The organism is Kribbella sp. NPDC000426 (assembly GCF_040300265.1).
In the GTDB taxonomy this organism is placed as follows: Bacteria; Actinomycetota; Actinomycetes; order Propionibacteriales; family Kribbellaceae; genus Kribbella.
Window position 1 is genome coordinate 714729 of record NZ_JBEPDK010000002.1, and the last position, 23687, is coordinate 738415.

Annotated in this window: 23 protein-coding genes; 18 read left to right on the top strand and 5 right to left on the bottom strand. The window is 68.3% G+C overall.

Annotated features, from left to right (window positions below):
• Positions 1 to 145: 145 nt before the first annotated feature.
• The 10 genes from ABT313_RS11220 to ABT313_RS11265 all read left to right on the top strand — a co-directional run bounded on the left by ABT313_RS11220 (position 146) and on the right by ABT313_RS11265 (position 13270).
• The gene (locus ABT313_RS11220) at positions 146 to 1543 is read left to right on the top strand and encodes a 3' terminal RNA ribose 2'-O-methyltransferase Hen1 (protein ID WP_350851109.1); all 1398 of its coding nucleotides are present in this window, start codon (positions 146 to 148) and stop codon (positions 1541 to 1543) included.
• On the top strand, positions 1543 to 4065 hold the full coding sequence (locus ABT313_RS11225) for a polynucleotide kinase-phosphatase (protein ID WP_350851110.1): 2523 nt from the start codon (positions 1543 to 1545) through the stop codon (positions 4063 to 4065). Before ABT313_RS11220 ends, ABT313_RS11225 begins: the two co-directional genes overlap by 1 nt.
• Before the next feature lie 121 nt (positions 4066 to 4186).
• Entirely contained in the window at positions 4187 to 6037 is a 1851-nt protein-coding gene (locus ABT313_RS11230) for a glycoside hydrolase family 127 protein (RefSeq protein WP_350851111.1), read from the top strand.
• Positions 6037 to 7734 (top strand): ABC transporter substrate-binding protein, encoded by a 1698-nt coding sequence (locus tag ABT313_RS11235; protein WP_350851113.1) that lies wholly within the window; start codon positions 6037 to 6039, stop codon positions 7732 to 7734. Before ABT313_RS11230 ends, ABT313_RS11235 begins: the two co-directional genes overlap by 1 nt.
• Positions 7731 to 8675: an ABC transporter permease gene (locus ABT313_RS11240; protein ID WP_350851115.1), complete on the top strand. Its 945-nt coding sequence runs from the start codon at positions 7731 to 7733 to the stop codon at positions 8673 to 8675. The genes ABT313_RS11235 and ABT313_RS11240 overlap by 4 nt, the downstream gene beginning before the upstream one ends.
• The gene (locus ABT313_RS11245) at positions 8672 to 9655 is read left to right on the top strand and encodes an ABC transporter permease (protein ID WP_350851117.1); all 984 of its coding nucleotides are present in this window, start codon (positions 8672 to 8674) and stop codon (positions 9653 to 9655) included. The genes ABT313_RS11240 and ABT313_RS11245 overlap by 4 nt, the downstream gene beginning before the upstream one ends.
• Positions 9652 to 10452 carry an ABC transporter ATP-binding protein gene (locus ABT313_RS11250; protein WP_350851119.1) on the top strand — a complete coding sequence of 267 codons (801 nt, stop codon included), beginning with the start codon at positions 9652 to 9654 and terminating at the stop codon, positions 10450 to 10452. The genes ABT313_RS11245 and ABT313_RS11250 overlap by 4 nt, the downstream gene beginning before the upstream one ends.
• Positions 10449 to 11270 (top strand): ABC transporter ATP-binding protein, encoded by an 822-nt coding sequence (locus tag ABT313_RS11255; protein WP_350851121.1) that lies wholly within the window; start codon positions 10449 to 10451, stop codon positions 11268 to 11270. The genes ABT313_RS11250 and ABT313_RS11255 overlap by 4 nt, the downstream gene beginning before the upstream one ends.
• Complete coding sequence (locus ABT313_RS11260; RefSeq protein ID WP_350851123.1) at positions 11263 to 12540, top strand: alpha/beta fold hydrolase; 1278 nt, start codon at positions 11263 to 11265, stop codon at positions 12538 to 12540. Before ABT313_RS11255 ends, ABT313_RS11260 begins: the two co-directional genes overlap by 8 nt.
• 43 nt (positions 12541 to 12583) lie before the next feature.
• Complete coding sequence (locus ABT313_RS11265; protein WP_350851125.1) at positions 12584 to 13270, top strand: GntR family transcriptional regulator; 687 nt, start codon at positions 12584 to 12586, stop codon at positions 13268 to 13270.
• On the opposite strand, the gene ABT313_RS11270 is transcribed toward ABT313_RS11265, so the two are convergent.
• The gene (locus ABT313_RS11270; protein ID WP_350851126.1) at positions 13258 to 13851 is read right to left on the bottom strand and encodes a TetR/AcrR family transcriptional regulator; all 594 of its coding nucleotides are present in this window, start codon (positions 13849 to 13851) and stop codon (positions 13258 to 13260) included. The two genes, ABT313_RS11265 and ABT313_RS11270, sit on opposite strands and share 13 nt — an antisense overlap.
• Positions 13852 to 13930: 79 nt before the next feature.
• Between ABT313_RS11270 and ABT313_RS11275 the strand changes: the two genes are divergently transcribed.
• The gene (locus tag ABT313_RS11275; protein ID WP_350851128.1) at positions 13931 to 14365 is read left to right on the top strand and encodes an ester cyclase; all 435 of its coding nucleotides are present in this window, start codon (positions 13931 to 13933) and stop codon (positions 14363 to 14365) included.
• Here the strand turns inward: ABT313_RS11275 and ABT313_RS11280 are convergent.
• Positions 14352 to 15332 carry a carbohydrate kinase family protein gene (locus ABT313_RS11280; RefSeq protein ID WP_350851131.1) on the bottom strand — a complete coding sequence of 327 codons (981 nt, stop codon included), beginning with the start codon at positions 15330 to 15332 and terminating at the stop codon, positions 14352 to 14354. The genes ABT313_RS11275 and ABT313_RS11280 overlap by 14 nt on opposite strands.
• Positions 15333 to 15437: 105 nt before the next feature.
• Here ABT313_RS11280 and ABT313_RS11285 point away from each other — a divergent pair, with 105 nt between their 5' ends.
• The 5 genes from ABT313_RS11285 (at position 15438) to ABT313_RS11305 (ending at position 19243) form a co-directional block, all read left to right on the top strand.
• A complete protein-coding gene (locus tag ABT313_RS11285) occupies positions 15438 to 16073 on the top strand; it encodes an O-methyltransferase (RefSeq protein ID WP_350851133.1) in 636 nt (211 codons plus the stop codon).
• Positions 16074 to 16105: 32 nt separating this feature from the next.
• A complete protein-coding gene (locus ABT313_RS11290) occupies positions 16106 to 16735 on the top strand; it encodes an ABC transporter ATP-binding protein (protein WP_350851135.1) in 630 nt (209 codons plus the stop codon).
• Positions 16732 to 18276 (top strand): DUF6297 family protein, encoded by a 1545-nt coding sequence (locus tag ABT313_RS11295; protein WP_350851137.1) that lies wholly within the window; start codon positions 16732 to 16734, stop codon positions 18274 to 18276. Before ABT313_RS11290 ends, ABT313_RS11295 begins: the two co-directional genes overlap by 4 nt.
• Before the next feature lie 68 nt (positions 18277 to 18344).
• Positions 18345 to 18686, top strand: a complete 342-nt coding sequence (locus ABT313_RS11300; protein ID WP_350851139.1) for a PadR family transcriptional regulator — start codon at positions 18345 to 18347, stop codon at positions 18684 to 18686.
• Entirely contained in the window at positions 18683 to 19243 is a 561-nt protein-coding gene (locus tag ABT313_RS11305) for an HAAS signaling domain-containing protein (RefSeq protein ID WP_350851141.1), read from the top strand. Before ABT313_RS11300 ends, ABT313_RS11305 begins: the two co-directional genes overlap by 4 nt.
• Here the strand turns inward: ABT313_RS11305 and ABT313_RS11310 are convergent.
• The 3 genes from ABT313_RS11310 to ABT313_RS11320 all read right to left on the bottom strand — a co-directional run bounded on the left by ABT313_RS11310 (position 19231) and on the right by ABT313_RS11320 (position 21604).
• On the bottom strand, positions 19231 to 19536 hold the full coding sequence (locus ABT313_RS11310; protein ID WP_350851142.1) for a nucleoside triphosphate pyrophosphohydrolase family protein: 306 nt from the start codon (positions 19534 to 19536) through the stop codon (positions 19231 to 19233). The genes ABT313_RS11305 and ABT313_RS11310 overlap by 13 nt on opposite strands.
• 55 nt (positions 19537 to 19591) lie before the next feature.
• A complete protein-coding gene (locus ABT313_RS11315) occupies positions 19592 to 20443 on the bottom strand; it encodes a peptidoglycan recognition protein family protein (RefSeq protein ID WP_350851144.1) in 852 nt (283 codons plus the stop codon).
• 111 nt (positions 20444 to 20554) lie between these two features.
• Positions 20555 to 21604: an LLM class flavin-dependent oxidoreductase gene (locus tag ABT313_RS11320; protein WP_350851146.1), complete on the bottom strand. Its 1050-nt coding sequence runs from the start codon at positions 21602 to 21604 to the stop codon at positions 20555 to 20557.
• 83 nt (positions 21605 to 21687) lie between these two features.
• Between ABT313_RS11320 and ABT313_RS11325 the strand changes: the two genes are divergently transcribed.
• Both ABT313_RS11325 and ABT313_RS11330 read left to right on the top strand, forming a co-directional pair.
• Positions 21688 to 23088, top strand: a complete 1401-nt coding sequence (locus ABT313_RS11325; RefSeq protein ID WP_350851148.1) for a DUF2252 domain-containing protein — start codon at positions 21688 to 21690, stop codon at positions 23086 to 23088.
• A gap of 89 nt (positions 23089 to 23177) precedes the next feature.
• Positions 23178 to 23621: a DUF4234 domain-containing protein gene (locus tag ABT313_RS11330; RefSeq protein WP_350851150.1), complete on the top strand. Its 444-nt coding sequence runs from the start codon at positions 23178 to 23180 to the stop codon at positions 23619 to 23621.
• Positions 23622 to 23687: the final 66 nt, after the last annotated feature.

Consider the following 23687-nt stretch of genomic DNA (forward strand, 5'->3'; position numbering starts at 1 on the left):
CACAAACCGGGGACATTACCGACTGTCAGCGGGGAAGGACGGTCTGTAGCGACTCATCTTCTCAACACAAGCTAGATCCAAAGGGGCGAACGCGCCAGCCCCTAATCCGCGTGTCTCAGTCCTCGACCCATGATCGAATGGCGCGGTGTTCCTGACGCTTGGTACCGACCTGACCGGAGTAGACGCTCCTGCGAGTGATTTCGGGTTCCTGTTGCACAAGAACCCGGCCCGCCCGCAGTTGATCGAGGTCACCGGCGGATCGGCCCATGTCTTCTACCCCGAGGCGACCGACGAGCGGTGTACGGCGGCGGTCCTGCTGGAGATCGACCCGATCGGGCTGGTCCGGTCCGGCCGCGGTCGGGCCGCGGAAGGCTTCACGCTCGGGCAGTACGTGAACGACCGCCCGTACGCCGCGTCGAGCCTGCTGGCGGTGGCGCTGGCGAAGCTGTTCCGGACCGCGATGAACGGCCGCTGCGACGCGCGTCCCGAACTGGCCGCCCGCGCGATCCCGCTCGAGATCCACGTCCCGGCGCTTCCGTGCCGAGGCGGCTCCGACCTGGCCGAGCGTTTGTTCGCGCCGCTCGGCTGGTCGGTCGACGCGCGCCCGGTGCCGCTCGACCCGGAGATCCCGGCCTGGGGCGATTCGCGGTACGTCGACCTGCGGCTGACCGGCGTACTGCGCTTGGCCGATGCGCTCAATCACTTGTATGTGATGCTGCCGGTGCTGGACGACGCCAAGCACTACTGGGTCGGCTCCGACGAGGTCGACAAGCTGGTGCGCGCGGGCGGGGGATGGCTCGGTGCGCATCCGGAGAAGATGCTGATCTCGCGCCGCTATCTCGCCCACCGGCGCTATCTGGCGGATGCGGCACTCGAGCGGCTCGCCGAGGTCGACGGGGTCGAGCTGGCCGACGAGTCGTCCGACGAGGGCTCGGTGTCGCTCGCGGTCGAGCGTCGCGGCGCGGTGGCCGGCGTACTGCGGGAGCTCGGTGCCCGGCGGATCGCGGACATCGGCTGCGGTGAGGGCGCGCTCGTCGGCGAGCTGCTGAAGGATCCGATGATCGGCGAGCTGATCGCGACGGACGTGTCGGCGCGAGCGTTGATCGCGGCTAAGCGACGCCTCCACTACGACGACCTGCCCGACCGGCAACGCGACCGGTTGCGATTCCTGCAGTCCTCGGTCACGTACTCCGACGAGCGCCTCACCGGGCTCGATGCCGTCGTACTGATGGAGGTCGTCGAACACGTCGACCCACCCCGGCTGCCCGCGCTGGTCCACTCCGTCTTCCGCGCCGCCCACCCGGCGGCCGTCGTCATGACAACCCCGAACAGCGAGTACAACGTCCGCTTCCCGTCCCTTGCCGCCGGCACCTACCGCCACCCCGACCACCGCTTCGAATGGACCCGCGGGGAGTTCGAGGCCTGGTCCCAAGACGTAGCCGCCCGCTACGGCTACACAGTCGAGTTCCGCCCGGTAGGCGCAGCCGACCCCGAGGTAGGCCCACCCACCCAGCTAGCACTGTTCCGACGGGAGAACGCGTGATGAAGATCGACGTACCAGCGCTCTCCCTGGTGGTGCTGGTGGGAGCCAGCGGCTCTGGTAAGAGCACGTTTGCAGGTAAGCACTTTCGGTCGACCGAGGTGATTTCGAGTGACTTCTGCCGGGGGTTGGTTTCGGACGACGAGAATGATCAGGCGGCGACGAAGGACGCCTTCGAGGTGTTGCACTTCATTGCCGGCAAGCGGCTTGCGGCCGGGCGGCTGACGGTGGTCGACGCGACCAACGTGCAGACCGAGGCGCGCAAGGAGCTGGTGAACCTCGCCCGCGAGTACGACGTACTCCCGGTCGCGATCGTGCTCGATCCGCCGGAGCGGGTGTGTATCGAGCGCACCGAGCAGCGTGCGGATCGGCAGTTCGGCGCCAAGGTGATCGTCCGCCAGCGCTCGCAGCTGAAACGCGGCCTGCGGAGCCTGAAGCGCGAAGGCTTCCGGACCGTGCACGTACTGAGCAGCGTCGACGAGATCGATGCCGTCAGCATCGAACGCACCCGGCTCTTCAACGACCTCAAGGACGTGACCGGCCCGTTCGACATCATCGGCGACGTCCACGGCTGCCGTCCCGAGCTCGAGCAGCTGCTCACCGACCTCGGCTACACGCTCACCCGCGACGCCGCCGGCCGACCGGTCGACGCCGTACATCCGGACCGCCGCGCGGTATTCGTCGGCGACCTCGTCGACCGCGGCCCCGACACCCCCGGAGTCCTGCGGCTCGTCATCGGCATGGTTGCCAACGGCAACGCTTACTGTGTGCCGGGCAACCATGAGGACAAGTTGCTGCGCGCGCTCCGCGGCAAGAACGTGAAGATCAGCCACGGCCTCGAGACCACGCTCGAGCAGCACGCGCTCGAGCCGCAGGAGTTCCGCGACGAGGTCGAGACGTTCATCGACGGGCTGATCTCGCACTACGTGTTCGACGGCGGCAAGCTGGTCGTCTCGCACGCCGGCCTGGTCGAGCGGATGCACGGTCGCGCGTCCGGCCGGGTCCGCTCCTTCTGCCTGTACGGCGAGACGACGGGGGAGACCGACGAGTTCGGACTGCCCGTGCGCTACCCGTGGGCGAACGACTACCGCGGCCGCGCGATGGTCGTCTACGGCCACACGCCGACGCCCGAGCCCGAGTGGATCAACAACACGATCTGCCTCGACACGGGCTGTGTCTTCGGCGGCTCGCTGACCGCGCTGCGCTATCCCGAGCGCGAGCTGGTGTCGGTGAAGGCCGCCGAGGAGTACTACGCGCCGGCCAAACCGTTGCACGTGGCAACGGCGCCCTCGCGCGAACCCGACGTACTCGAGCTGACCGACGTGACCGGGCGCCGAGTGATCGAGACCGCGACCCACGGCCGACTGAGCGTCCGCGCCGAGCAAGCCGGCGCCGCGCTCGAGGTGATGAGCCGGTTCGCGATCGATCCGCGATTCCTGCTGTACCTGCCGCCGACGATGAGCCCGGTCGCGACGTCGCCCGAGCCGGGTCTGCTGGAGCACCCGCGGCAAGCGTTCGAGATGTACCGCGCGCAAGGTGTCACGGAGCTGGTGTGCGAGGAGAAGCACATGGGCTCGCGCGCCGTCGTGCTGCTGACGCGGGACGACGACGTTGCGGAGAAGCGCTTCGGACTTGCCGGCCGCGGTGCGATCCACACCCGCACCGGGCGGTCGTTCTTCGACGCGGACCTGACCGACGAGCTCCTGCTTCGGCTGCGCCGGGTCGCGTCCGATGCCGGCCTCTTCGAGGAACTCGACACGTCCTGGCTCCTGCTCGATTCCGAGCTGCTCCCGTGGAGCGCCAAGGCCGAGGACCTGCTGCGCAACCAGTACGCCGCTGTCGGCGCGGCCGCTCGTACGTCGTTGCCCGCGGCAACCGCCGCGCTACGGTCCGCCGTCGATGCCGGGCTGGACGTGGGTGAGTTGCTGGCGTCGTTGGAGCGCCGTACGACGAATGCCGCGAAGTTCACCGAAGCCTATCGAAGGTACTGCTGGCCGACGGACGGGCTCGACGGCGTACGGCTGGCTCCGTTCCAGGTGCTGGCGTCCGAGGGCGCGACGTACCAGGACCGGCCGCACGCATGGCACCTGGAAGTCGCCGACCGGATGGTTGCCAAGGGCCCGGAGCTGATCACGCAGACGCGCCGGCTGTTCGTTGACGCGGGCAACTGGGACGCCGGAATCGCTTGGTGGGAAGAGCTGACCGGGGCCGGGGGAGAGGGCATGGTCGTCAAGCCGGCCGCGAACCTGACCCGCACCGGGAAGGGCCTCGCACAACCCGGCCTGAAGGTCCGCGGCCAGGAGTACCTGCGCCTCATCTACGGCCCCGACTACACCGACCCCGCCAACTTCACCCGCCTCCGCGACCGCAACCTCGGCCACAAGCGTTCTCTCGCCCTCCGCGAGTACGCCCTCGGCCTGGAATCCCTCGCCCGAGCCGCCCGCGGCGAACCCCTCTGGCGCATCCACGAATGCGCCTTCGCCGTCCTCGCCCTCGAGTCAGAACCAATCGACCCGCGCCTCTGACCACGGTGGCACGCCGGAGGCTGTCGAGGGTGATGGTTTCCGGCGTGTAAACGTCTGGCGTTATCTCTTGGCAAGGTGTGACATTGCACTTAAGGTCAGTGCAATGTCACACGGTACTGAGGTGAGGGTAGAGCTGACCGGTGGGCTGCTGGGGAGTTGGCAGCGGCGGAACCGGGAGGCGACGATTCCCCATGTCATCGGGGAGTTGCGGAAGGCCGGGAACCTGGAGAACCTCCGCCGGCTCGCCGATCCGTCGGTCGGGCCGTACCGCGGGCGGTACCCGTTCCTGGACACGGATCTGTACAAGACCCTCGAAGGGCTCGCGTACGAGGTCGGCCGCGACGACGCGCCGGCCGGAGCGCGCGAGTTCTTCGACGAGGTCGTCGTACTGCTGGAAGAGGCGCAGGCCGAGGACGGCTACCTGAACTCGTACTTCCAGGACCCGGACCAGCCCAAGCAGCCCTGGTCGGATCTCGGTTGGGGGCACGAGCTCTACAACCTCGGCCACCTCATCCAGGCCGCCGTCGCCGCCAACCGCCGGCTCGACGACGACCGCCTGCTGACCATTGCCCGCAAGTTCGCCGACCTCGTCGTCGACCGGTACGGCGAGCACGGCGAGGAGGCGATCGACGGTCACCCCGAGGTCGAGATGGCGCTCGTCGAGCTTTATCGAGAAACAGGCAACGCGGACTACCTGACCCAGGCGCGGCTGTTCGTCGACCGCCGCGGGCAGGGGAAGCTCAAGCACACGATCTTCCCGGGCGAGTACTTCCAGGATCACGTCCCGTTCCGCGAGCTGCCGTCGGTCATCGGCCACGCCGTCCGGATGGCCTATCTGGCCGCCGGCGCCACGGACGTCTACCTCGAGACCGGCGATCAGACCCTGCTGGCCGCGCTCGAGCGGCTCTGGGACGACATGGTCGCGACCAAGCTCTACCTCACCGGCGGGCTCGGCAGCCGGCACTCCGACGAGGCGATCGGCGACCGGTACGAACTGCCGTCCGAGCGTGCGTACGCCGAGACGTGCGCCGCGATCGCGACGATGCAGTGGGCCTGGCGGATGTTCGTTGCTACCGGCAAAGCGTCGTACCTCGACGTCTACGAGACTGTCCTCTACAACGCTTATGCCGTTGGGCTTTCGGCGGACGGTACGGCGTTCTTCTACGACAACCCGCTGCAGCGACGACCGGATCACGAGCAACGATCCGGTGCCGAGGACGGCGGCGAACTGCTGCGGCGCGCGTGGTTCGGTTGCCCGTGCTGCCCGCCGAACATCGTCCGCTGGATGTCCGAGCTCCAGGACCACGTAGCAGTTGCCCGCGACAACATTCTGTACGTCGGGACGTACGCCGACGCCCGCATCACTGCCGGCGACCTGGCGTTCAGCGTCTCCACCAACTACCCGTGGGACGGCGAGATCACGCTCACGGTCGACAACGCGCCGGCCGAGGAACGCACGATCGCGCTCCGGATCCCCGCCTGGGCGACCGAGGCGGCGCTCGCCCGTCCCGGGGCCGAGGACGAGGCGCCGGCTGACGCCGACGACGGATGGGTCACGGTCCGCCAGGCCTTCGCTCCCGGTGACGTCGTACGACTGACGTTGCCGATGGCACCCAGAGCGCACGGCTCGCACCCATATCTGGACGCGACCCGCAGCGCGATCGCAGTTGCTCGCGGTCCGCTCGTCTATTGCATCGAGCAACAAGACGTCGACGCTCCGGTCGACGACCTGCTGCTGACGCCGCGCGCCGTCCGTACGGCGATCGCACGGAAACACGAGGACCATCTCGTCCTCGAGCTGACGGCCGGGGTCGCACCCGAGCCGCCGGCCGAGCTCTATCCCGTCATCACCGAAGAAACCGAACCATCCGCCGTCCACGAGGTGCCGGCGACATTCGTCCCGTACTTCCGGTGGGGAAACCGTCAGGCCTTGGCCATGCGTGTGTGGCTGCGAACTGAAAGAGAAGGCTAATGAAGAGAACTTCAATGCTCGTGGGGCTGGTAGCCACCGCTGCGCTTACCCTCAGCGCGTGCGGTGGCGGCACGTCCGGATCCAGCGGCCAAGCGGCCTCCGGTCCGGGCGCCAAGGCGGAACAGGGCGGCACCTTGCAGGTGCTCGCGAACGCGGCCTTCTCGCACCTCGACCCGGCCCGCGGCTTCGACGGCGGCGTCAACAACTTCTACCGGTTGATCTACCGGACGCTCACCACCCAGGGTGCGGCGCCGGGTGCCGAGGGCACCAAGATCGTCCCGGACCTCGCCACCGACACCGGCAAGCCGAGCGACGGCGGCAAGACCTGGACCTTCACGCTGAAGGACGGCTTGTTCTTCGAGACGGGTGCGCCGATCACCAGCGCGGACGTGAAGTGGGGTGTCGAGCGCGCGTGGGATCCGGAGATCGGCATCGGCTCGCCGTACGCGAAGCAGCTGATCGCGGCGCCCGCGTCGTACCAGGGTCCGTACAAATCGGGTGACCTGGCAACGATCGCGACGCCGGACGCGAAGACGATCGTGTTCCACCTGAAGAAGCCGTTCGCGGACTTCGGCAGTGTGGTCGCGCAGAACACGTTCACCCCGGTCCCGAAGGGTCAGGGCGCGGGCAACCAGCTGGACGGCAAGCCGATCTCGTCCGGTCCGTACAAGCTGGCCGACTACAAGCCGGGCGCCTCGCTCAAGCTCGTCCGCAACGACAAGTGGGACAAGAAGACCGACGACGTCCGGACGGCGAACCCCGACGCGTTCCAGTGGACGTTCGGCCTCGACCCCGCCACGATCGACGAGCGGATGCTCGCCGGCCAGGGCACGGACGCCGACGCGATCGCCGGTACCGTGCAGGCCGCGACCGTGGCCCGGATGCAGACGCCGCAGCTCAAGCAGCGCACGATGACCGGCATCAACGGTTGTACGACGTACATGGGGCTCAACACCACGAAGAAGCCGCTGGACAACGTCAAGGTCCGGCAGGCGATCAACCTCGCGATCAACAAGCAGACCGTGCGCGACGCGGACGGCGGATCGGCGCTCGCCGAGATCGGGAACACCATCCAGCCGCCGACGATCACCGGCCGGGTGGACTACGACCCATACCCGAGCCCGGACAACAAGGGCGACATCGACGGCGCCCGCAAACTGCTGACCGAAGCGGGTCTGGCGAACGGGTTCACGATGACGCTCGACACCCGCGCGCAACCGAAGATGCAGGCGATGGCGGTCGCGATCCAGCAGGCGCTCGAGCCGCTGAAGGTGGCCGTGAAGATCAACACGATCGACACCGCGACGTACTACGAGGTGATCGGTACGACGTCGCAGCAGCACGACGCGGCGATCACCGGCTGGTGCCCGGACTGGCCGTCCGGCCAGACCTTCCTGCCGCCGCTGTTCGACGGCCGCAACATCACCCCGAAGGGCAACACGAACCTGTCGCAGCTGAACGACCCGGGCGTCAACGCGAAGATCGACGAGATCGCCAAGATGACCGACGTGAACGCGGCGAACACGGCGTACGGCGAGCTGGACAAGCAGATCATGGCGCTCGCGCCGGTCGTGCCGCTGCTGTACGAGAAGGTGCTGATGCTTGTCGGTAGCAACATCGGCGGCGCCTACCTGCACGACGGCTTCTCCGGCGGGATCGACCTGGTCTCGGTGGGTCTGAAGGACGCCGGGAAGTGACGACCGCCCCGACCCTTGCCGAACTCGAGGAGGCGGCGCCACCGGCGCCGCCCACCTCGGGCCAGCGGGTCCTGACCACGATCACCCGGGACAAGGGCGCGCTGGCGTGCCTGGTGTTCCTGGCGATCGTGGTGCTGATGGCGGTCGCCGCTCCGCTGATCACCAAGCTCAGCGGGTGGGGGCCGTACCAGTTCGACTCGGCCGCGATCAACTCCGACCTCGGCGGCCTGCCGCACGGCTCGCTCGGCGGGATCAGCGGCTCGCACTGGTTCGGCGTCGAACCGCAGAACGGCCGCGACCTGTTCGCCCGGATCGTGTACGGCGCCCGCGTGTCGATCACGATCTCGTTGGCGGCGACCCTGCTGACCGGGATCCTCGGCGTCGTGCTCGGCATGCTGGCCGGGTTCTACCGCGGCTGGGTCGACCAGGTGATCTCGCGGCTGATGGACTTCCTGATGGCGTTCCCGGCGCTGATCTTCATGATCGCGATCCTGTCGTCGCTGCCGTCGGGCAACCGGCCGGTGCTGCTGGTCGTGGTGATCAGCGTGTTCGGCTGGCCGTACCTGGCCCGGGTGATCCGCGGGCAGACGATGACGCTGGCCAACCGTGAGTTCGTCGAGGCGGCGCGGGCGTCCGGGGCCAAGGACAACCAGGTGGTCTTCCGGGAGATCCTGCCGAACCTGCGTGGCTCGATCGTGGTGATGACGACGCTGGCGATCCCCGGCTTCATCGGCACCGAGGCCGGCCTGTCGTTCCTCGGCGTCGGTGTCTCGCCGCCGACCGCGTCGTGGGGCCAGATGATCGCGAGCTCGGTCAGCTGGTACTCCGTCGACCCGATGTTCTTCGCGATCCCGGGTGCGTTCCTGTTCCTGACGGTGCTCTCGCTGACCGTGCTCGGCGACAAGATCCGTACCCTGATCGACCAAGGTGAGGCGGCATGACGCGCTATGTCCTGGGCCGGCTCGGCAGCGTCGTACTGATCCTGCTGGCCGTCTGCCTGTTCACGTACCTGATCTTCTTCAAGCTGTCGCCGGATCCCGCGGTGATGATCTGCGGCAAGACGTGTACGCCGGACCGGATCAACTCGATCCGCGACGTGCTCGGGCTGAACCAGCCGATCCTGACCCAGTTCTGGGAGTTCCTGCGCGGCATCTTCGCCGGCCGCCAGTACGGCTCGGTGCACTGCCCGGCGCCGTGTCTCGGCTACAGCTTCCAGACCAACGAGTCGGTGTGGAGCATGATCACCGCGCGGCTGCCGGTCAGCATCACCGTCGCCGTCGGCGCCGCCGTACTGTGGCTGCTCGCCGGTGTGATCGGCGGTCTCGTCAGCGCCGTGAAGCAAGGCACCTGGTGGGACCGTACGTCCATGGCGCTCGCGCTCGGCGGTGTCAGCGTGCCGAACTACGTGCTCGCGCTCCTGCTGCAGTACGTGCTCGTGGTGAAACTGCAGGTGCTGCCGTTCCCGTCGGCGGTGCCGTTCGCTGACAACCCGGTGCTGTGGTTCGAGTCCTACTTGATGCCTTGGGTGGTGCTGGCGGTCGGCTACGCCTGCCTGTACGCACGGTTGACCCGCAGCAACGTCATCGACACGTTGTCGGAGAACTACTTCCGTACTGCGCGCGCCAAGGGGCTGAGCGGTGCGCTGATCATGCGGCGGCACGCACTGCGGCCGGCGTTGACGCCGATCACCACGATCTTCGGGATGGACTTCGCCGGGCTGCTCGGCGGCGCGCTGATCACCGAGACCGTGTTCGGGCTGAACGGGATCGGCAAGATGGCCGCCGACTCGATCGCCAAGAACGACCAGCCGGTGATCATGGCCGTGACCCTGCTGGCCGCCTTCTTCGTTGTCATTGGCAACGTTGTGGTGGACCTGCTGTACACGGCGCTCGATCCGCGGGTGCGGGTGGTGTCGTCATGAGCGATCTCTTCATTGTCGACAATCTGACTGTCACCTTGCCGACAAGTCGCGGCCCGGTGGACGTAGTGAAGAACCTGTCGTTCACCGTCGGCCGGGACGACACGCTGGGGATCGTCGGTGAGTCCGGCTCGGGCAAGTCGATGACGGCCCTCGCCGTCCTCGGGCTGCTGCCGCGCGGTGCGCAGACGTCCGGGAGCGTCCGGCTGGACGGCTCCGAGTTGCTCGGCAAGTCGGAGCGGGACCTCAGAACCGTGCGTGGCAATGCGATCTCGATGGTGTTCCAGGATCCGCTGTCGTCGCTGAATCCCTACTACACCGTGGGTCTGCAGATCTCGGAGATGTACCAGACCCATCGCGGCGGGTCACGCCGAGCGGCGAAGCAGGTGGCGATCGAGGCGCTCGAGCGGGTCGGGATCCCGGATCCGGCGCGGCGGGTCGATCACTATCCGCACCAGTTCTCCGGTGGCCAACGGCAACGGGTCATGATCGCGATGGCGTTGTGCTGCTCGCCGTCGTTGCTGATCGCGGACGAGCCGACGACCGCGCTCGACGTCACCGTGCAGGCGCAGATCCTGGAGTTGCTGGCCGAGCTGCAGTCGACCACCGGGACCGGGATGATCTTCATCACCCACGACCTCGCGGTGATCAGCTCGATCGCGCAACGCGTTCTGGTGATGCGCGAGGGTGATCCGGTCGAGTACGGGACGGCGGAGCAGGTGTTCTCGGACCCGCGGCACGAGTACACGCGGATGCTGCTGGACGCCGTACCGAGGATCGACGACGAGGTGCCGGCATGACGTTGCTGCAGGTGCGCGGCGTGACGAAGCAGTTCGTCACCCGCGGCGAAGGTGCGATGGCGAAGAAGTCGACGTTCACGGCCGTGGACGACGTGAGCTTCGAGGTCGAGCTGGGCGAGACGCTGGCGATCGTGGGCGAGTCCGGCAGCGGGAAGTCGACGACGGCGCGGATCGCGGCCCGGTTGCTCGAGCCGACCGACGGATCGGTGGTGTTCGACGGGCAGGACGTGACCCGGGCCAGGGGCAAGGAGCTGGCGACGTTCCGGAACAACGTGCAGGTGGTGTTCCAGGACCCGTTCTCGTCGCTGAACCCGCGGTACACCGTCGAACGGATCATCACCGCGCCGCTCACCTACCAGGGCATCGCCCCGGCGGGCGGGCGACGGGCGTTCACGCAGGAGTTGATGGAACGCGTCGGGCTGAACCCGGACCACTACCGGCGGTACCCGGCGCAGTTCTCCGGCGGGCAGGCGCAGCGGATCGGGATCGCCCGTGCGCTCGCGGTGAACCCGAAGCTGGTGATCTGCGACGAGGCGGTGTCGGCGCTCGACGTGTCGATCCAGGCGCAGGTGCTGGAGCTGTTGATGCGGCTGCAGCGGGAGAGCGGGTTCAGCTACATCTTCATCGCGCACGATCTGGCCGTGGTGCGGCAGATCTCCCAGCGCGTGGCGGTGATGAACAAAGGCAGAATCGTGGAGGTGGGGTCGCGGGACCAGGTGTTCGGCGATCCGCAGGACGATTACACGAAGACCCTGCTGGCCGCCGTACCGCGGATCAACCCGGAGTGGGACGCCAGACGGAGGAGGCGCAATGGTTGAGTACACGATTCCTGGGATGCATGTCCGCGAGCACACGGTGGAGGTGCCGCTGGACTGGTCGGACCCAGCCGAGCGGATCACCGTGTTCGCGCGGGAACTCGTCGACCCGGTCCGCAAGGACGAGGACCTGCCGTGCCTGCTGTTCCTGCAGGGCGGTCCGGGTGGGAAGGGTCCGCGGCCGACCGGTCCGGCCGGGTGGGTCGGGCAGGCGCTGAAGAAGTACCGGGTCGTCCTGATGGATCAGCGGGGGACTGGCCGCAGTACGCCGGTCACGGGCCGGCGGATCGCGGCGATGTCGGCCGAGGAGGGCGCCGACTACCTGGCGTGCTTCCGGGCGGACTCGATCATCGCGGACGCCGAGCACCTGCGGCAGACGGTCTTCGGCGGCGAGCCGTGGTCGACGCTGGGCCAGAGCTACGGCGGCTTCCTCACGCTCACGTATCTGTCCAAGGCGCCTGAGGGTCTGACCGCCTGCTACGTCACCGGCGGGCTGGCCTCGATCGATCCGTCGGCGGCCGAGGTGTACCGGCGTACCTATCCCCGCGTCGAGGCGAAGAACCGCGAGTTCTACAAGCGCTACCCGCACAACGTGGAGCAGGTCGCCGCGATCGCGGACCGGCTGGCGGCGGAGGACGTACGGCTGCCGGACGGCGACCGGCTGACGGTACGGCGGTTCCAGTCGCTCGGGATCGACTTCGGGATGAAGCCCGGGTACGAGCGGATCCACTGGCTGATCGACGAGGCACTCGACGGCGACGAACTCTCGGACACGTTCCTCAGCCAAGCCATGGGGTCCTCCTCCTACGCGGGCAACCCGCTGTTCGCCGCGCTGCAGGAGAGCATCTACGGATCCGGCGAGGGCGCGACGGGGTGGGCTGCCGAGGCGGAGCGGGCACGGCGTCCGGAGTTCGCCGAGGACGCCCGGCCGCTGCTGTTCACCGGCGAGATGATGTATCCCTGGATGTTCGCCGAGATCCGTGGGCTGCGGCCGTTCCAGGGCGCGGTCGAGCTGATGGCGCAACGGCCGTCGTGGCCCGAGTTGTACGACCTCGACCGGCTCGCGGCGAACGACGTACCGGTCGCCGCGGCCGTGTACTTCGATGACATGTACGTCGACTCCGGGCTGCAGCTCGACACCGCCGGGCGGGTCGGCAACCTGCAGGCATGGGTGACGAACGAGTACGAGCACGACGGCCTCGGGTCGGACCGCGTGTTCGAGCGGCTCACCGAGTTGGTCGCGGCGATCGGGGGTGGCATCCCGGCGCGGTGAGGGCTGGTGTTTCACAATAGGCGGCGACCCTGGGAGGTGAACGATGGCTGCCGATTCGACCGAGCCGATGCCGAGCGTACGGCGGCTCGCACAGCGCGAGAACCTGCGTGACAGCGTTGCCAACGCGCTCCGGGCGGCGGTGATCTCCGGAGAGCTGAAGCCGGGGGAGGTGTACTCCGCGCCGACGCTCGGCGCGCGGTTCGGGGTCTCCGCGACACCGGTCCGCGAGGCGATGCTCGACCTGGTCCGCGAGGGGCTGGTGATCTCCTTGCGGAACAAGGGCTTCCGGGTCACCGAGGTGTCCGACGAGGACCTCGACAACGTGGCCGCGGTCCGGCAACTGATCGAGCCGCCGACGATCCGGGACGTCGTACCGGCGATTCCGGCCGCGGACTACCCGCGGCTGCGCCGGCTGGCCGAGGACATCGTGGTCGCGGCTCAGGCGGGCGACCTGATCGCGTACATCGAGGCGGACCGGGTCTTCCACGTCACCCTGCTCGCGTACTCCGGGAACCAGAAGCTCGTCGACGTCGTGTCGGACCTGCGCTCCCAGACCCGCCTGCTCGGTCTCACGCCGCTCGTCGAGAGCGGTCGGCTGCTCCCGTCGGCCACCGAGCACCACGAGCTGATGGACCTGGTCGAAGCCGGCGACGGCGAGGGCGCCGAACAGCTGATGCGCCGGCACATCGGCCACGTCCGCGGATTGTGGGCCCGGTCTCAGAGCAGCTGACGATGGAGTGAGTCGGCAACGAACGTCTCGAACTCGCTCGGGGTCCAGCCGGACTCGGCGACCAGCTCCTGATAGACCCCGGGCGCAGCGAGCGCGCGGTAGATGGCCTGCGCCTGCTTGAGCGGGATCCGCAGCTGATCGCCCAGTGAGGCGATCATCGCGTCCATCACTTGGTTGCGTCCGGCAAGCTTCGACCGCAGCAGCGCCTTTGTTTCGGCGCTTTCGTCGGTCGCGGCCTCGAAGATCAGCACGACGTCGAAGCCGGCGGAGTACAGGTTGGTGAGCCAGCCGGCGGCGCCGCGGAGCCGCTCGGCCGGGTCCTCGATCGCGAACACCTGTCCGGCTCGCTCGAGGGCGCCGGCCTCGCTCAGCCACTGGTCGCAGATCAGCGAGAGGATCTCGCGCTTGGTGCCGAAGGCCGAGTAGACGGTCCGGGTCGCGACGCCGGCCTCCTTGGCGATCGCGTCGATGCTCGTGGCGCCGTACCCCTGCGCGGCGAAGAGCGCACGGGCCGCACGGGCGATCCGCAGGCGGGTCTCCTCGGCCTGCACCTGGCGATAGGACTTGACAGCCTCGGGCATGTCGGCACACTATCACTGTGTTCAGTGCAGTGACACTGCATCGAGTGCACTGCTAGTGCAGTATCTTCGAGGGGGAGTCATGGAAGGACCACGTGAGGTACTGGAGCGGATCCTGCACGAGGGGTTCGCGACCGGGAACGACGCGATCGTCGACGAGCTGTGTGCACCGGATCTGATCGAGCACCAGTTCGGCCTGGCCGGGAGGGGTGACCAGGCACGCGAGCAGGTGAAGGCCGCGATCCGGCAGGTGCACGAGCTGATGCCGGACATCGAGTACTCGCTGGAGGAGTCGACGGTCGTCGGGGATGTCGTGTGGGCCCGTGGACGGGCGCGGGGGACCGCGACCGGTTCGTTCTTGGGTCCGCCGAGCAACGCGCCGATCGACATCACGCTCTTCGAGATGGCCCGCGTAGTCGACGGGCAGATCGTCGAGCACTGGGGCTGCCCGGACCGGTTCGCCCTCCTCGCCCAGACCGGAGGGCTGGCCCGGCTTCAGGCGCTTACGACGACTTGAGTGCCTGCTTCGCGGTGGTGGCGGCGTCGGCGCCGTACGCGGTGGTGAGGCGGTCCAGGAACGCGTCGTGGTCGAGCACGTACTCCTGCGTGCCGACCGTTTCCAGGACCGTGGTGGCGAGCGTGCAGCCGAGGTGGGCGGCTGCTTCGTGGTCGAGCCCGGAGGCGCGACCGGTGAGGTAGCCGGCGCGGAACGCGTCGCCGCCGCCGGTCGGGTCGACCAGGCCCGGAGCGGGCACCGCCGGGACCTTCGCCAGTACGCCGGTCGTGTCCTCGATCACCACGCCGTCGCCGCCGCGCGTGGTGACGCGGACGCCGACCCGCTCGAGGATCTCGTTGTGGCTCCAGCCGGTCTTCTGCATCATCAGGCCGGCCTCGTACTCGTTGCTGAACAGGTACGCCGCGCCGTCGATCAGCCGCCGGATATCCGTACCCTCCATCCGTGCCAGCTGCTGCGACGGGTCCGCCGCGACGGCGATCCCGTGCTGCTTGGCCAGCTCGGTGTGCTTGAGCATCGCGTCCGGGTCGTCGGCGCCGATCAGCACCAGGTCGACGCCGCCGGTGGCCTGATGGATCGCGCCCAGGTCGAGCTCCCGCGCCTCGGCCATCGCGCCGGTGTAGAACGAGGCGATCTGGTTCGCCTCCTGGTCCGTCGTACAGGTGAACCGCGCGGTGTGTACGTTCTCGCAGACGCGGACATGCGACACGTCCACGCCGGCCGCGGTCAGCGCCGCGCCGTACTCGGCGAAGTCGGCGCCGACCGACCCGACCAGCACCGACCCGAACCCGAGCTGGGCCATGCCGTAGCAGATGTTCGCGCCGACACCGCCGCGGTGCACGACCAGTTCGTCGACCAGGAACGACAAGGAGACCTTGTGCATCTGCTCCTCGAGGAACTGGTCCTTGAACTTGCCCGGGAACGTCATCAGGATGTCGGTCGCGATCGAACCGGCGACGGCGATGCGCATGGGTGATGCTCCCTCGGAGTCGGTAGAGCTGGGGTCGGTGTACGGCCAGCAGACGGCCAATAGAGACTACAGGCGACCGAACAAATACACGGAGGGCGGGAATTCATGGGCCATCAGGTACCGGTGACCGAACAACTGCACGACTACATGGTCGCCCACGGCATGCCGCTGGACGAGATCGCGACCGAGCTGCGGGCCGAGACCGAGAAGCTCGGCAACCCCGCGGGGATGCTGACCACCGCCGACCAGGCCGGCCTGCTGACCACGCTGACCCGGCTGATCGGCGCCCGCCGGGCGGTCGAGATCGGCACCTTCACCGGCTTCTCCGCGCTGGCGATCTCCCGCGGGCTGCCGGACGACGGCGAGCTGATCTGCCTGGACGTCAGCGACGAGTGGACCTCGATCGGCCGCAAGTACTGGGAGCGGGCCGGCGTCGCGGACAAGATCGACCTCCGGATCGGCGACGCGCACGACTCCGCGGCGAAGCTCGACGGCGAGTTCGACCTGGCGTTCGTCGACGCCGACAAGGACTGGTACATCAAGTACTTCGAGACCGTCCTGCCGCTGATCCGCCAGAACGGGCTGATGCTGTTCGACAACACGCTGGCCGGCGGACGGGTGATCGAGGCCGACGGCCCGGCCGACCGCAAGGAGTTCAACGCGCACGTCGCGAACGACGACCGGGTCGACGTGGTCATGCTCGGCATCGGCGACGGGCTGACTTTGGTCCGCAAGAGGTGAGCAAGTCGGGGAGCAGGTCAGGGAGCAAGCCCGTGCCTCGGCTCGCGGTCCAGGGGCTGCAGCACAAGTACGGCGACCGGCCGGTGATCGAGGGCCTGACCTTCACACTGGCCGCGGGCCAGGCGATCGCGCTGGTCGGGCCGAACGGCGCCGGCAAGACGACCGTGCTGAAGTGCATCGTCGGGTCGGCCGAGCCGGCCGCCGGGAAGATCCTGCTCGACGGTGTGCCGATCGACGAGCGGGTCGAGGTCGTTCGCCGGGATGTCGCGACGCTGCTCGACGACCTGGACTTCTTCCCGGACCTGACCGCTGCCGAGCATCTCGACCTGCTCGCCCGCGCGCACGGCAACGCGTCGCCGGAGGATCTCGTCGACACCACGCTCGACGACATCGGCCTGCTGCCGGCCGCCGACCAGCTCCCCGGCTCGCTCTCGTCGGGTCAGCGTCGCCGCCTCGCACTGGCGACGGCTCTGGTCCGGCCGCGCAAATTGATGGTGCTCGACGAGCCGGAGGCCCGGCTGGACACCGACGGCGTGCAGTGGCTGTCGAACCGGCTGATCGAGGAGAAGAAGTCCGGCACGTCGATCCTGTTCGCGAGCCACGATCCCGCGCTGGTCGAGTCGGTCGCCGATTCCGTCGTCACGCTGACTCCGCTGCCATGACCGACGGACCTGTTGTCTTCGATCCCAACGACTTCGGGGCGATCCCGACGTCGCGCTCGTTGCGGCAGTGGATGCGCACGACCCGGCGACGGCACGCGGACCGGTCGTTCTGGCAGATCTTCGAGGACGTCTACCTGGTCCTGTTCACGCTGGCAATGGTCGGCGCGACAGCCGGCAACGTCGTCCGGCACCTGAACTCGAACGCGGCCGGCTGTACGTCGTACACCTGCGGCCAGCTGGCCGAGTGGATGCCGTGGATCATGGTGCCGTTGCTGTTGGCAATCACCATCCGGATGCTGCTGGCGGTCGGACCGGTGTCGGCGTCGCGGGCCAGTGGGTTCTGGTTGCTCGCCACTCCGGTCAACCGGGCCGCGCTGCTGCGCCCGGCGTACCGCCTCGTGACGGCTACGGTTGCCATCGCCGGACTGGTCGCGGCGGCGATCATTTGGGCGTTGATCGGGTCGCACTTCGGCGTCGTGCTGGAGGCGGCGATTCTGATCAGCGCGCTGCTGGTGTGTGCAGCGATCGGCACGGTCTGGGCCCAACAGTCGAGCCGGCGCTCCCGGTGGACGCTTCGGGTGGCCGACCTGCTGCTGATCGCTGCCCTCGTACCCGCCGCGATCCTCGCGTTCCGGCACGAACCGACGCGGAATGTGCAGACGGCGAACGTCGTCCTGACGTTTGCGGATATCGAGCAGGCATCCGTCTTCGACACGGTTCGGCTGCATCTGCTGGTGGTCTGCGCGGTCGTCGTCGTGCTCTGCCTCGGCCTGACGACGATCACCTCGCGGACGCTCGACCGGCTCGGGCGGTCGAGCGTGATCGCAGGTGGTGAGTTGCTGGCCGGTCTCGCGGGCGCGGCAAGCAGTCTGGACATCAGCATGCTCGGTGACGTGATCTCCGGGCGGCACTGGCGGCTGAAGGGGCGGATGCGGTCGCGGCGCGGGATGGGTTCGCGCGGCGGGGCGATCGTGCAGCGCGAGTTCTGGCGGATCCTGCGCTGGCCGCGGCGCCTCGTCATTGCGGGCGCGTTGCTCGTCGTGCCGTACGCCGTCGCGGGTGCCGGGTTCGACGTACTCGTTCCGATCGCGGCTGCGTTCGCCGGGTTCGTCGCCGTACGGCCGATGCTCGACGGGCTGCGGACGGTCTGCCGCTCGACCGGCCTGGTCCGTGCGATGGGGATGGATCTGCGCGAGTTGCGCGTGGTGATGGCGATCGTGCCGGGGCTGTTCGCGGTGCTCTGGGCAGGGCTCGCGTTCCCGGCGATCGGCAGTCTCTCGGCGACGTTCGCGGTCGCGGGCGGCGTGATCTCCGGCGCGGTGCGGCAGGCGTCCGCGCGGCCCCCGACGTACGCCGGTCCGCTGGTCGCCTCGCCGATGGGGGCGATCCCGCCCGGACTGTTCTCCCAGCCGGCCCGCGGATTCGACCTGCTGATCCTGTGCCTGGCGCCGGTGCTGCTCAACCTGCCGCCGCTGTGGGTCGTGGCCATCCCGGCCTTCGTCCTGACCGTGATGTTCTCGGTCCGCCCGAAGACCGACTGATTCCCTGATCCGACACCGGGCGCTTTGGTGTGGACAGGTACCTGGTCTCGCATGGTAGCCTGTCTCGCATGGTAGCCGAGAAGGTCTTCACGCAGCTGCGCCGCGGGACGCTGGAGTTCTGCGTCCTGGCGCTGTTGCAGGGAGAGCCCCGATACGGTTTCGAGTTGGTCAAGGCGCTGGGTGAAGTCGACGGACTGGTCACGACCGAAGGCACGATCTACCCGCTGCTGGCCCGGCTGCGCCGTGAAGGCCTGGTCGAGACGAGCTGGCAGGAGTCCGAATCAGGTCCGCCGCGGCGGTACTACACCTCGACACCCGAGGGCAGCCAGGCGCTGGCCGCGTTCACCGCGGACTGGCAGCGGTTCTGCGCCTCGGTCGACAAGATCTTGCAGAGTGGGAGACGGGGATGAACATGGAACTGGACAGCGACCGCGTGGTCGATGCGTACCTGAGCGAGCTGGCCGCCGAGGCCGCGGAGCTGCCGACCGGCCGCCGCGACGAGTTGCTCGACGACGTGAAGGCGCACATCGCCGAAGCGCGTGCGGCCGGTGCCACGTCCGCGGACGAGATCCGCGAGGTCCTCCAGCGGCTCGGTCGGCCGAGCGAGATCGTCGGCGCCGCCACCGAGGGCCTGGTGCGGGTCGAGGTGCCGCCGCGGCTGCGTCCGTGGGACTTCATCGCGGTCGGGCTGCTGCTGGTCGCGCCGTACCTGCTGTCTTTCAGTGTGATCGTGGCCTTGATCGGCTGGGCGATGGGCCTCGGGATGCTCTGGTCGTCGAACCGCTGGACCGTGCTGTGGAAGCTGATCGGCACCCTGACCTGGCCTATCGGGTACGCCGTCGTCATCGCGCTGGACACGTTCTTCCAGGCCCCGATCGGGGTCAGCCTGGCAGCTGACGCGGTGGTCACGCTCGGGCTGACCGCCGCCCTGGTGCTGAACGCCCGCGCGCCGCGTCAGGCCTCGTAGACCAGCCACTTCCGCTCGATCTCGGCCGGCAGATCGACATCGTGCTGACGCGCGAAGAGTAGTAGCTGGCACAGCACGTCGGCGAACTCCTGGTGGAAAGCGTCGCGAATGACGTCCGGCGTCGCGCCCTTGGACCGGGCTCGACGCGTGTGTTGGAGGTAGGCCTGGGTAAGTTCGCCGACCTCCTCCTGCAGCTTGAGCAGGAACCAGTCGGGATCCCGCTCGAAGCCGAGGCGTTCGCCGTATCCGACGGAAATCTTCTCCAACCGCTCGGAGAGCGTCTCAAGATCCACTGCACTACCTAAACAGGCCCCGCCGACAACTGCCGGCGGGGCCTGGTGCGTCGCGCTAGGCCTTCTCGTCGACCTTCGGGAACGGGTCCAGATCCGGCAGGCTCGGCTCGGGGTCGGTGGTGGGGTCCGGGCTGACCGGCTCCTGCGCCGGATCGCCGTCCACCTGCAGGCTCTTGGGTGCGGTGGCCCAGACAGCGGCGGCGGCGCGGGCGGCGTCGGCGGCGTCGGTCTGGCGTTCATAGTTCTTGATGTCGAGGGCGTACGCCTTCACTACCGCGGTGAGGTCGCGGCGCAGCTGCTTGTGCACCCAGAGGGCGTAGGCCTGCGAACGGGCCTCGATGAAGTTCTTCAGTTCCTGCATCTGGGCAGGGGTCATGTCGTCGTCCTCCGAATGGCCAGGGGTGAAATCGCCGCGGGCGATCGCGGCACGGGCTGGATCGCCGGGGCAGTCTGTCGGCTCCGGACGGACCGCGGAGTGCGGCCGGATCGCCGTACCGCGGGGGTAGAGCTTGCGGAAGTCGGCGATCACCGCGCGGGTGGTCGCCTTCATCGCGGCCGACGGCTGCTCGCCGGTGACGAGCACCAGCAGGATCGCGCCGTACCGTTCGTTCACGTCGTTGTCGCCGTTCGCGCCGGACTGGGTCCGCAGACCGCGCAACGTCCACGCCCGGCCGGACTGGTCGACCGCGACCTGGTACGCGATATCGGACCAGCCGCGGGTGTCCATGTGGTAGTCCTGCCACCCGCGCAACGCGGACGCGACCGCCGCCTGGGTGTGGATGACCTTCGTCGATCCGGTGCCCGGCCAGTGGATGACCGCGCCCTCGACCCGGGACACGGTGAGGTTCCCCGGCCCGTCCTTCGGCGGCCGCGCGTTCCAGGCAGACCGGGGCAGATAATTGACCATCGATACTCCTCACGTGCCTCACAGCGCCACATACCCAACGCTGGCGCTCGGTAATCAACCGATCACACTCGGCATCCAACGTCAAGCGGTGAGAAGCATCCTGTCAGGTCATCAGCCCAGGAGGGGAAGGAGTTGGTCGCCGATGCGGACGGTTTCTTCGCGGTACGGCGTGTCGGACAGGATGAAGTGGGTGATGCCGAGATCGCGGTACCGGCGCAGGGACTTGGCGACATCGTCGGGGGAGCCGACGAGCCAGGTGGTGCCGGCGCCGCCTCCGCCGTACTTGCCGGGCGCGGTGTAGAGGTTGTCGTCGAGAACCTCGCCGCGTTCGGCCAGATCGAGGAGGCGTTGCTGGCCGACGGCCTTGAACCAGCGGCGGTCGCGGTTGCCCTGTGCCTCAGCCATCTTCGCGACCTTCGCCTCGGCGTCCGCCCAGGCCTGATCCGTCGTGTCCCGTACGAGTGTCGTGATCCGCAACCCGAACTCCAGCGGCGCATGCTCACGACCCAGCTCGCCCTCCAGTTCCCGCAGATGCGCAATCCGCTCCGCGATCCCGTCCAGCGGCTCGCCCCAGAAGAGCTGTACGTCGGCATCCGTCGCCGCCACCCGCTGCGCCGCGTCCGACGCGCCACCGAAGTACAGCCGCGGATGCAACCGGCCTTCCCGTACGACGGGCCGCGTCGCGACGGTCGACCCGGTGACCGAGAAGTACTCGCCCGTGAACGTCACATCCTCCTCGGTCCACAATCGCCGTACCAGTTGGAGGAACTCCTTCGTCCGGGCGTACCGCTGCGGCTGGTCGCCCTCGCTGTCGCCGTACGCCGCGAGGTTGTCCTGGCCGGAGACGATGTTGATCAGCAACCGTCCGCCGCTGAGCTGGTCGAGCGTGCTCGCCGCGGACGCGAAGTGCGCCGGATGCCAGTAACCGGGCCGGATCGCGGCCAGCGGCTGGAACGTCGTGGTCCGCGCGGCGAGTGCGGTCGCGACGGTGAACGTGTCCGGCCGGCCCCACCCGGTGCCGAGCAGCGCGCCGGACCAGCCGTGGTCCTCGGTCAGCCGGGCCAGCTCGGTCAGACGCTCGATGCTGTTGTGTCCCTGGACGGTGTCGTCGCCGCGGTGACCGGGGTCGACCTGGTTCGGGATGTACCAGAGGAAAGTCATGGAAATCAGTTTAAGTTCACTCGATTAGTAGACTTAGAATGTCTTGCTGGTCAAGATGGCCGTGCCGGGGCGACTCTGGAGAGATGGACGAGCCACGGGACGAGCCACTGAGTGCGAAGGAACGGGCGGCGCGGGGGAAGGCGGTCCGGAACGACGTACCGCTCGAGTCGCATGCCGACGTCCGGCTGAGTGCCACCCGTGATCCGGTCGGGTTGCTGCTCAGCCAGGCCGAGGGACGGGTCTCCGAGCTGATGCCGATCCGGCACGGCCGGATGCTCGTCTCGCCGTTCACGTTCTACCGCGGCGCCGCGCTGGTGATGGCTGCCGACCTCGCGGAGACGCCGACAACCGGGCTGGAGGCGCAGTTGTGCGGGGACGCGCACCTGTCGAACTTCGGTGCGTACGCGTCGTCCGATCGGCGTCTGGTGTTCGACGTGAACGACTTCGACGAGACGCTGCCGGGGTCGTTCGAGTGGGACGTGAAGCGGCTCGCGACGAGCTTCGTGGTGGCGGGGCAGGACAACGGGTTCGACGCGAAGAAGTGCCGCAAGGTCGTGCGTACCGTCGTCCGCACCTATCGCGAGACGATGCGCGAGTTCGCCGAGCAGCCGATTCTCGCCGTCTGGTACGCACGGCTGGACATCCAGGATGTGATCGCGCAGTACAAGGCGTCGTTGCCGTCGGGTCAGCGGAAGGGGCTGAAGGCGGCCCGCGGGCAGCTCGAGAAGGCCTACACCCGCGACAGCATGCAGGCGATCGGCAAGCTGACGACGACCGTCGACGGGCGCCGGCGGATCGTGTCGAACCCGCCGCTGGTGATGCCGGTCGACGACCTGGTCGACATCGACGGCCCGATGGTGATCGCCCGGCTGCAGGAGCTGATGACCGGCTACCGCGGCACGCTCCAGCAGGACCGCCGTCATCTGCTGGATCATTTCCGGCTCACCGACATCGCGCACAAGGTCGTCGGCGTCGGCAGCGTCGGCACCCGCGCGTGGATCATGCTGCTGGAGTCCACGATCGCCGACGAGGCCCTGGTCCTGCAGGCGAAACAGGCCGGTCCGTCCGCGCTGGCGTCGTACGCCGGATCGCCGGCACAGGTGAACGAGGGCGAGCGGGTGGTCCTCGGCCAGCGCATGATGCAGGCGACCAGCGACATCTTCCTCGGCTGGCTGCGCGCCGACACGGCCGACGGCGAGCAGGACTACTACGTCCGCCAGCTCCGCGACTGGAAGATGTCTGCCGACATCGAGACCATGACCCCGGACGCGATGACCGTGTACGCCCGCCTCTGCGGCTGGACCCTCGCCCACGCCCGCTCCGGCGACCGCTTCGCCCTCGCCGCATACCTGGGTAAGTCCGAACAGTTCGACCGGGCCGTCACCGAGTTCGCCGAGACCTACGCCGCCCAGAACACCCAGGACCACGAAACCTTCGCCAAGGCCGTAGCCGACGGCCACGTCGCAGCCCGAACCGGAGTTTGATCAACTCCCGTTGTAACGCATCGTGACGAGAACTCGATGTAGCGGCCGACGGGGTTGCGCTGTGTGACCCGATCGTAGGGGGGACACGCGTGGGACAGCACATCGTCCTGCCGAGCCGAGCGAGTACGCCGGTCGGGCATGGGTTGCAGATGAAGTTGCGGAGGCCGGTTCGGGTGTGGTTGCTGGCGGTTGTCACGGTGGGCATCTATCACCTGGTTTGGTACTACAAGATCCACCGAGAGTTGGCGCGGTTCGACCGGCGACGGGCGGTGCCGGTTGCCGGGCCGATGCTGGTGTTGCTGTTGCTCGGGTGGACCGTGGTTGCGCCGCTGGTTTCGTACTTCCGCACGGGCAAGCGCATAGGTGAGAGCCAGCGGGCGGCCGGACTTCCGGTGACCTGCAACCCGTTGCTCGGGATGCTGCTGATGCTGGTGTTCGGCCTCGGCGCGGTATATCTCCAGGTCGAGCTCAACAAGGTCGTGAACTCCTACGGCGACGCCCCGGCCGGCGTACCGGTATCGCTGTACGTCTGACTCATCGCTGCGACTTGTCGAGCTCATGAGCAACACCTGTTGGACTCTTGCGCGGGAGCGTGATCT

Coding starts and splice junctions, on each gene's coding strand:
- ABT313_RS11260 (WP_350851123.1), top strand. CDS start 11,263: ATGGTTGAGTACACGATTCCTGGGATGCATGTCCGCGAGCACACGGTG.
- ABT313_RS11250 (WP_350851119.1), top strand. CDS start 9,652: ATGAGCGATCTCTTCATTGTCGACAATCTGACTGTCACCTTGCCGACA.
- ABT313_RS11320 (WP_350851146.1), bottom strand. CDS start 21,604: ATGACTTTCCTCTGGTACATCCCGAACCAGGTCGACCCCGGTCACCGC.
- ABT313_RS11235 (WP_350851113.1), top strand. CDS start 6,037: ATGAAGAGAACTTCAATGCTCGTGGGGCTGGTAGCCACCGCTGCGCTT.
- ABT313_RS11255 (WP_350851121.1), top strand. CDS start 10,449: ATGACGTTGCTGCAGGTGCGCGGCGTGACGAAGCAGTTCGTCACCCGC.
- ABT313_RS11295 (WP_350851137.1), top strand. CDS start 16,732: ATGACCGACGGACCTGTTGTCTTCGATCCCAACGACTTCGGGGCGATC.
- ABT313_RS11245 (WP_350851117.1), top strand. CDS start 8,672: ATGACGCGCTATGTCCTGGGCCGGCTCGGCAGCGTCGTACTGATCCTG.
- ABT313_RS11265 (WP_350851125.1), top strand. CDS start 12,584: ATGGCTGCCGATTCGACCGAGCCGATGCCGAGCGTACGGCGGCTCGCA.
- ABT313_RS11280 (WP_350851131.1), bottom strand. CDS start 15,332: ATGCGCATCGCCGTCGCCGGTTCGATCGCGACCGACATCCTGATGACG.
- ABT313_RS11285 (WP_350851133.1), top strand. CDS start 15,438: ATGGGCCATCAGGTACCGGTGACCGAACAACTGCACGACTACATGGTC.
- ABT313_RS11225 (WP_350851110.1), top strand. CDS start 1,543: ATGAAGATCGACGTACCAGCGCTCTCCCTGGTGGTGCTGGTGGGAGCC.
- ABT313_RS11270 (WP_350851126.1), bottom strand. CDS start 13,851: ATGCCCGAGGCTGTCAAGTCCTATCGCCAGGTGCAGGCCGAGGAGACC.
- ABT313_RS11315 (WP_350851144.1), bottom strand. CDS start 20,443: ATGGTCAATTATCTGCCCCGGTCTGCCTGGAACGCGCGGCCGCCGAAG.
- ABT313_RS11300 (WP_350851139.1), top strand. CDS start 18,345: ATGGTAGCCGAGAAGGTCTTCACGCAGCTGCGCCGCGGGACGCTGGAG.
- ABT313_RS11325 (WP_350851148.1), top strand. CDS start 21,688: ATGGACGAGCCACGGGACGAGCCACTGAGTGCGAAGGAACGGGCGGCG.
- ABT313_RS11305 (WP_350851141.1), top strand. CDS start 18,683: ATGAACATGGAACTGGACAGCGACCGCGTGGTCGATGCGTACCTGAGC.
- ABT313_RS11275 (WP_350851128.1), top strand. CDS start 13,931: ATGGAAGGACCACGTGAGGTACTGGAGCGGATCCTGCACGAGGGGTTC.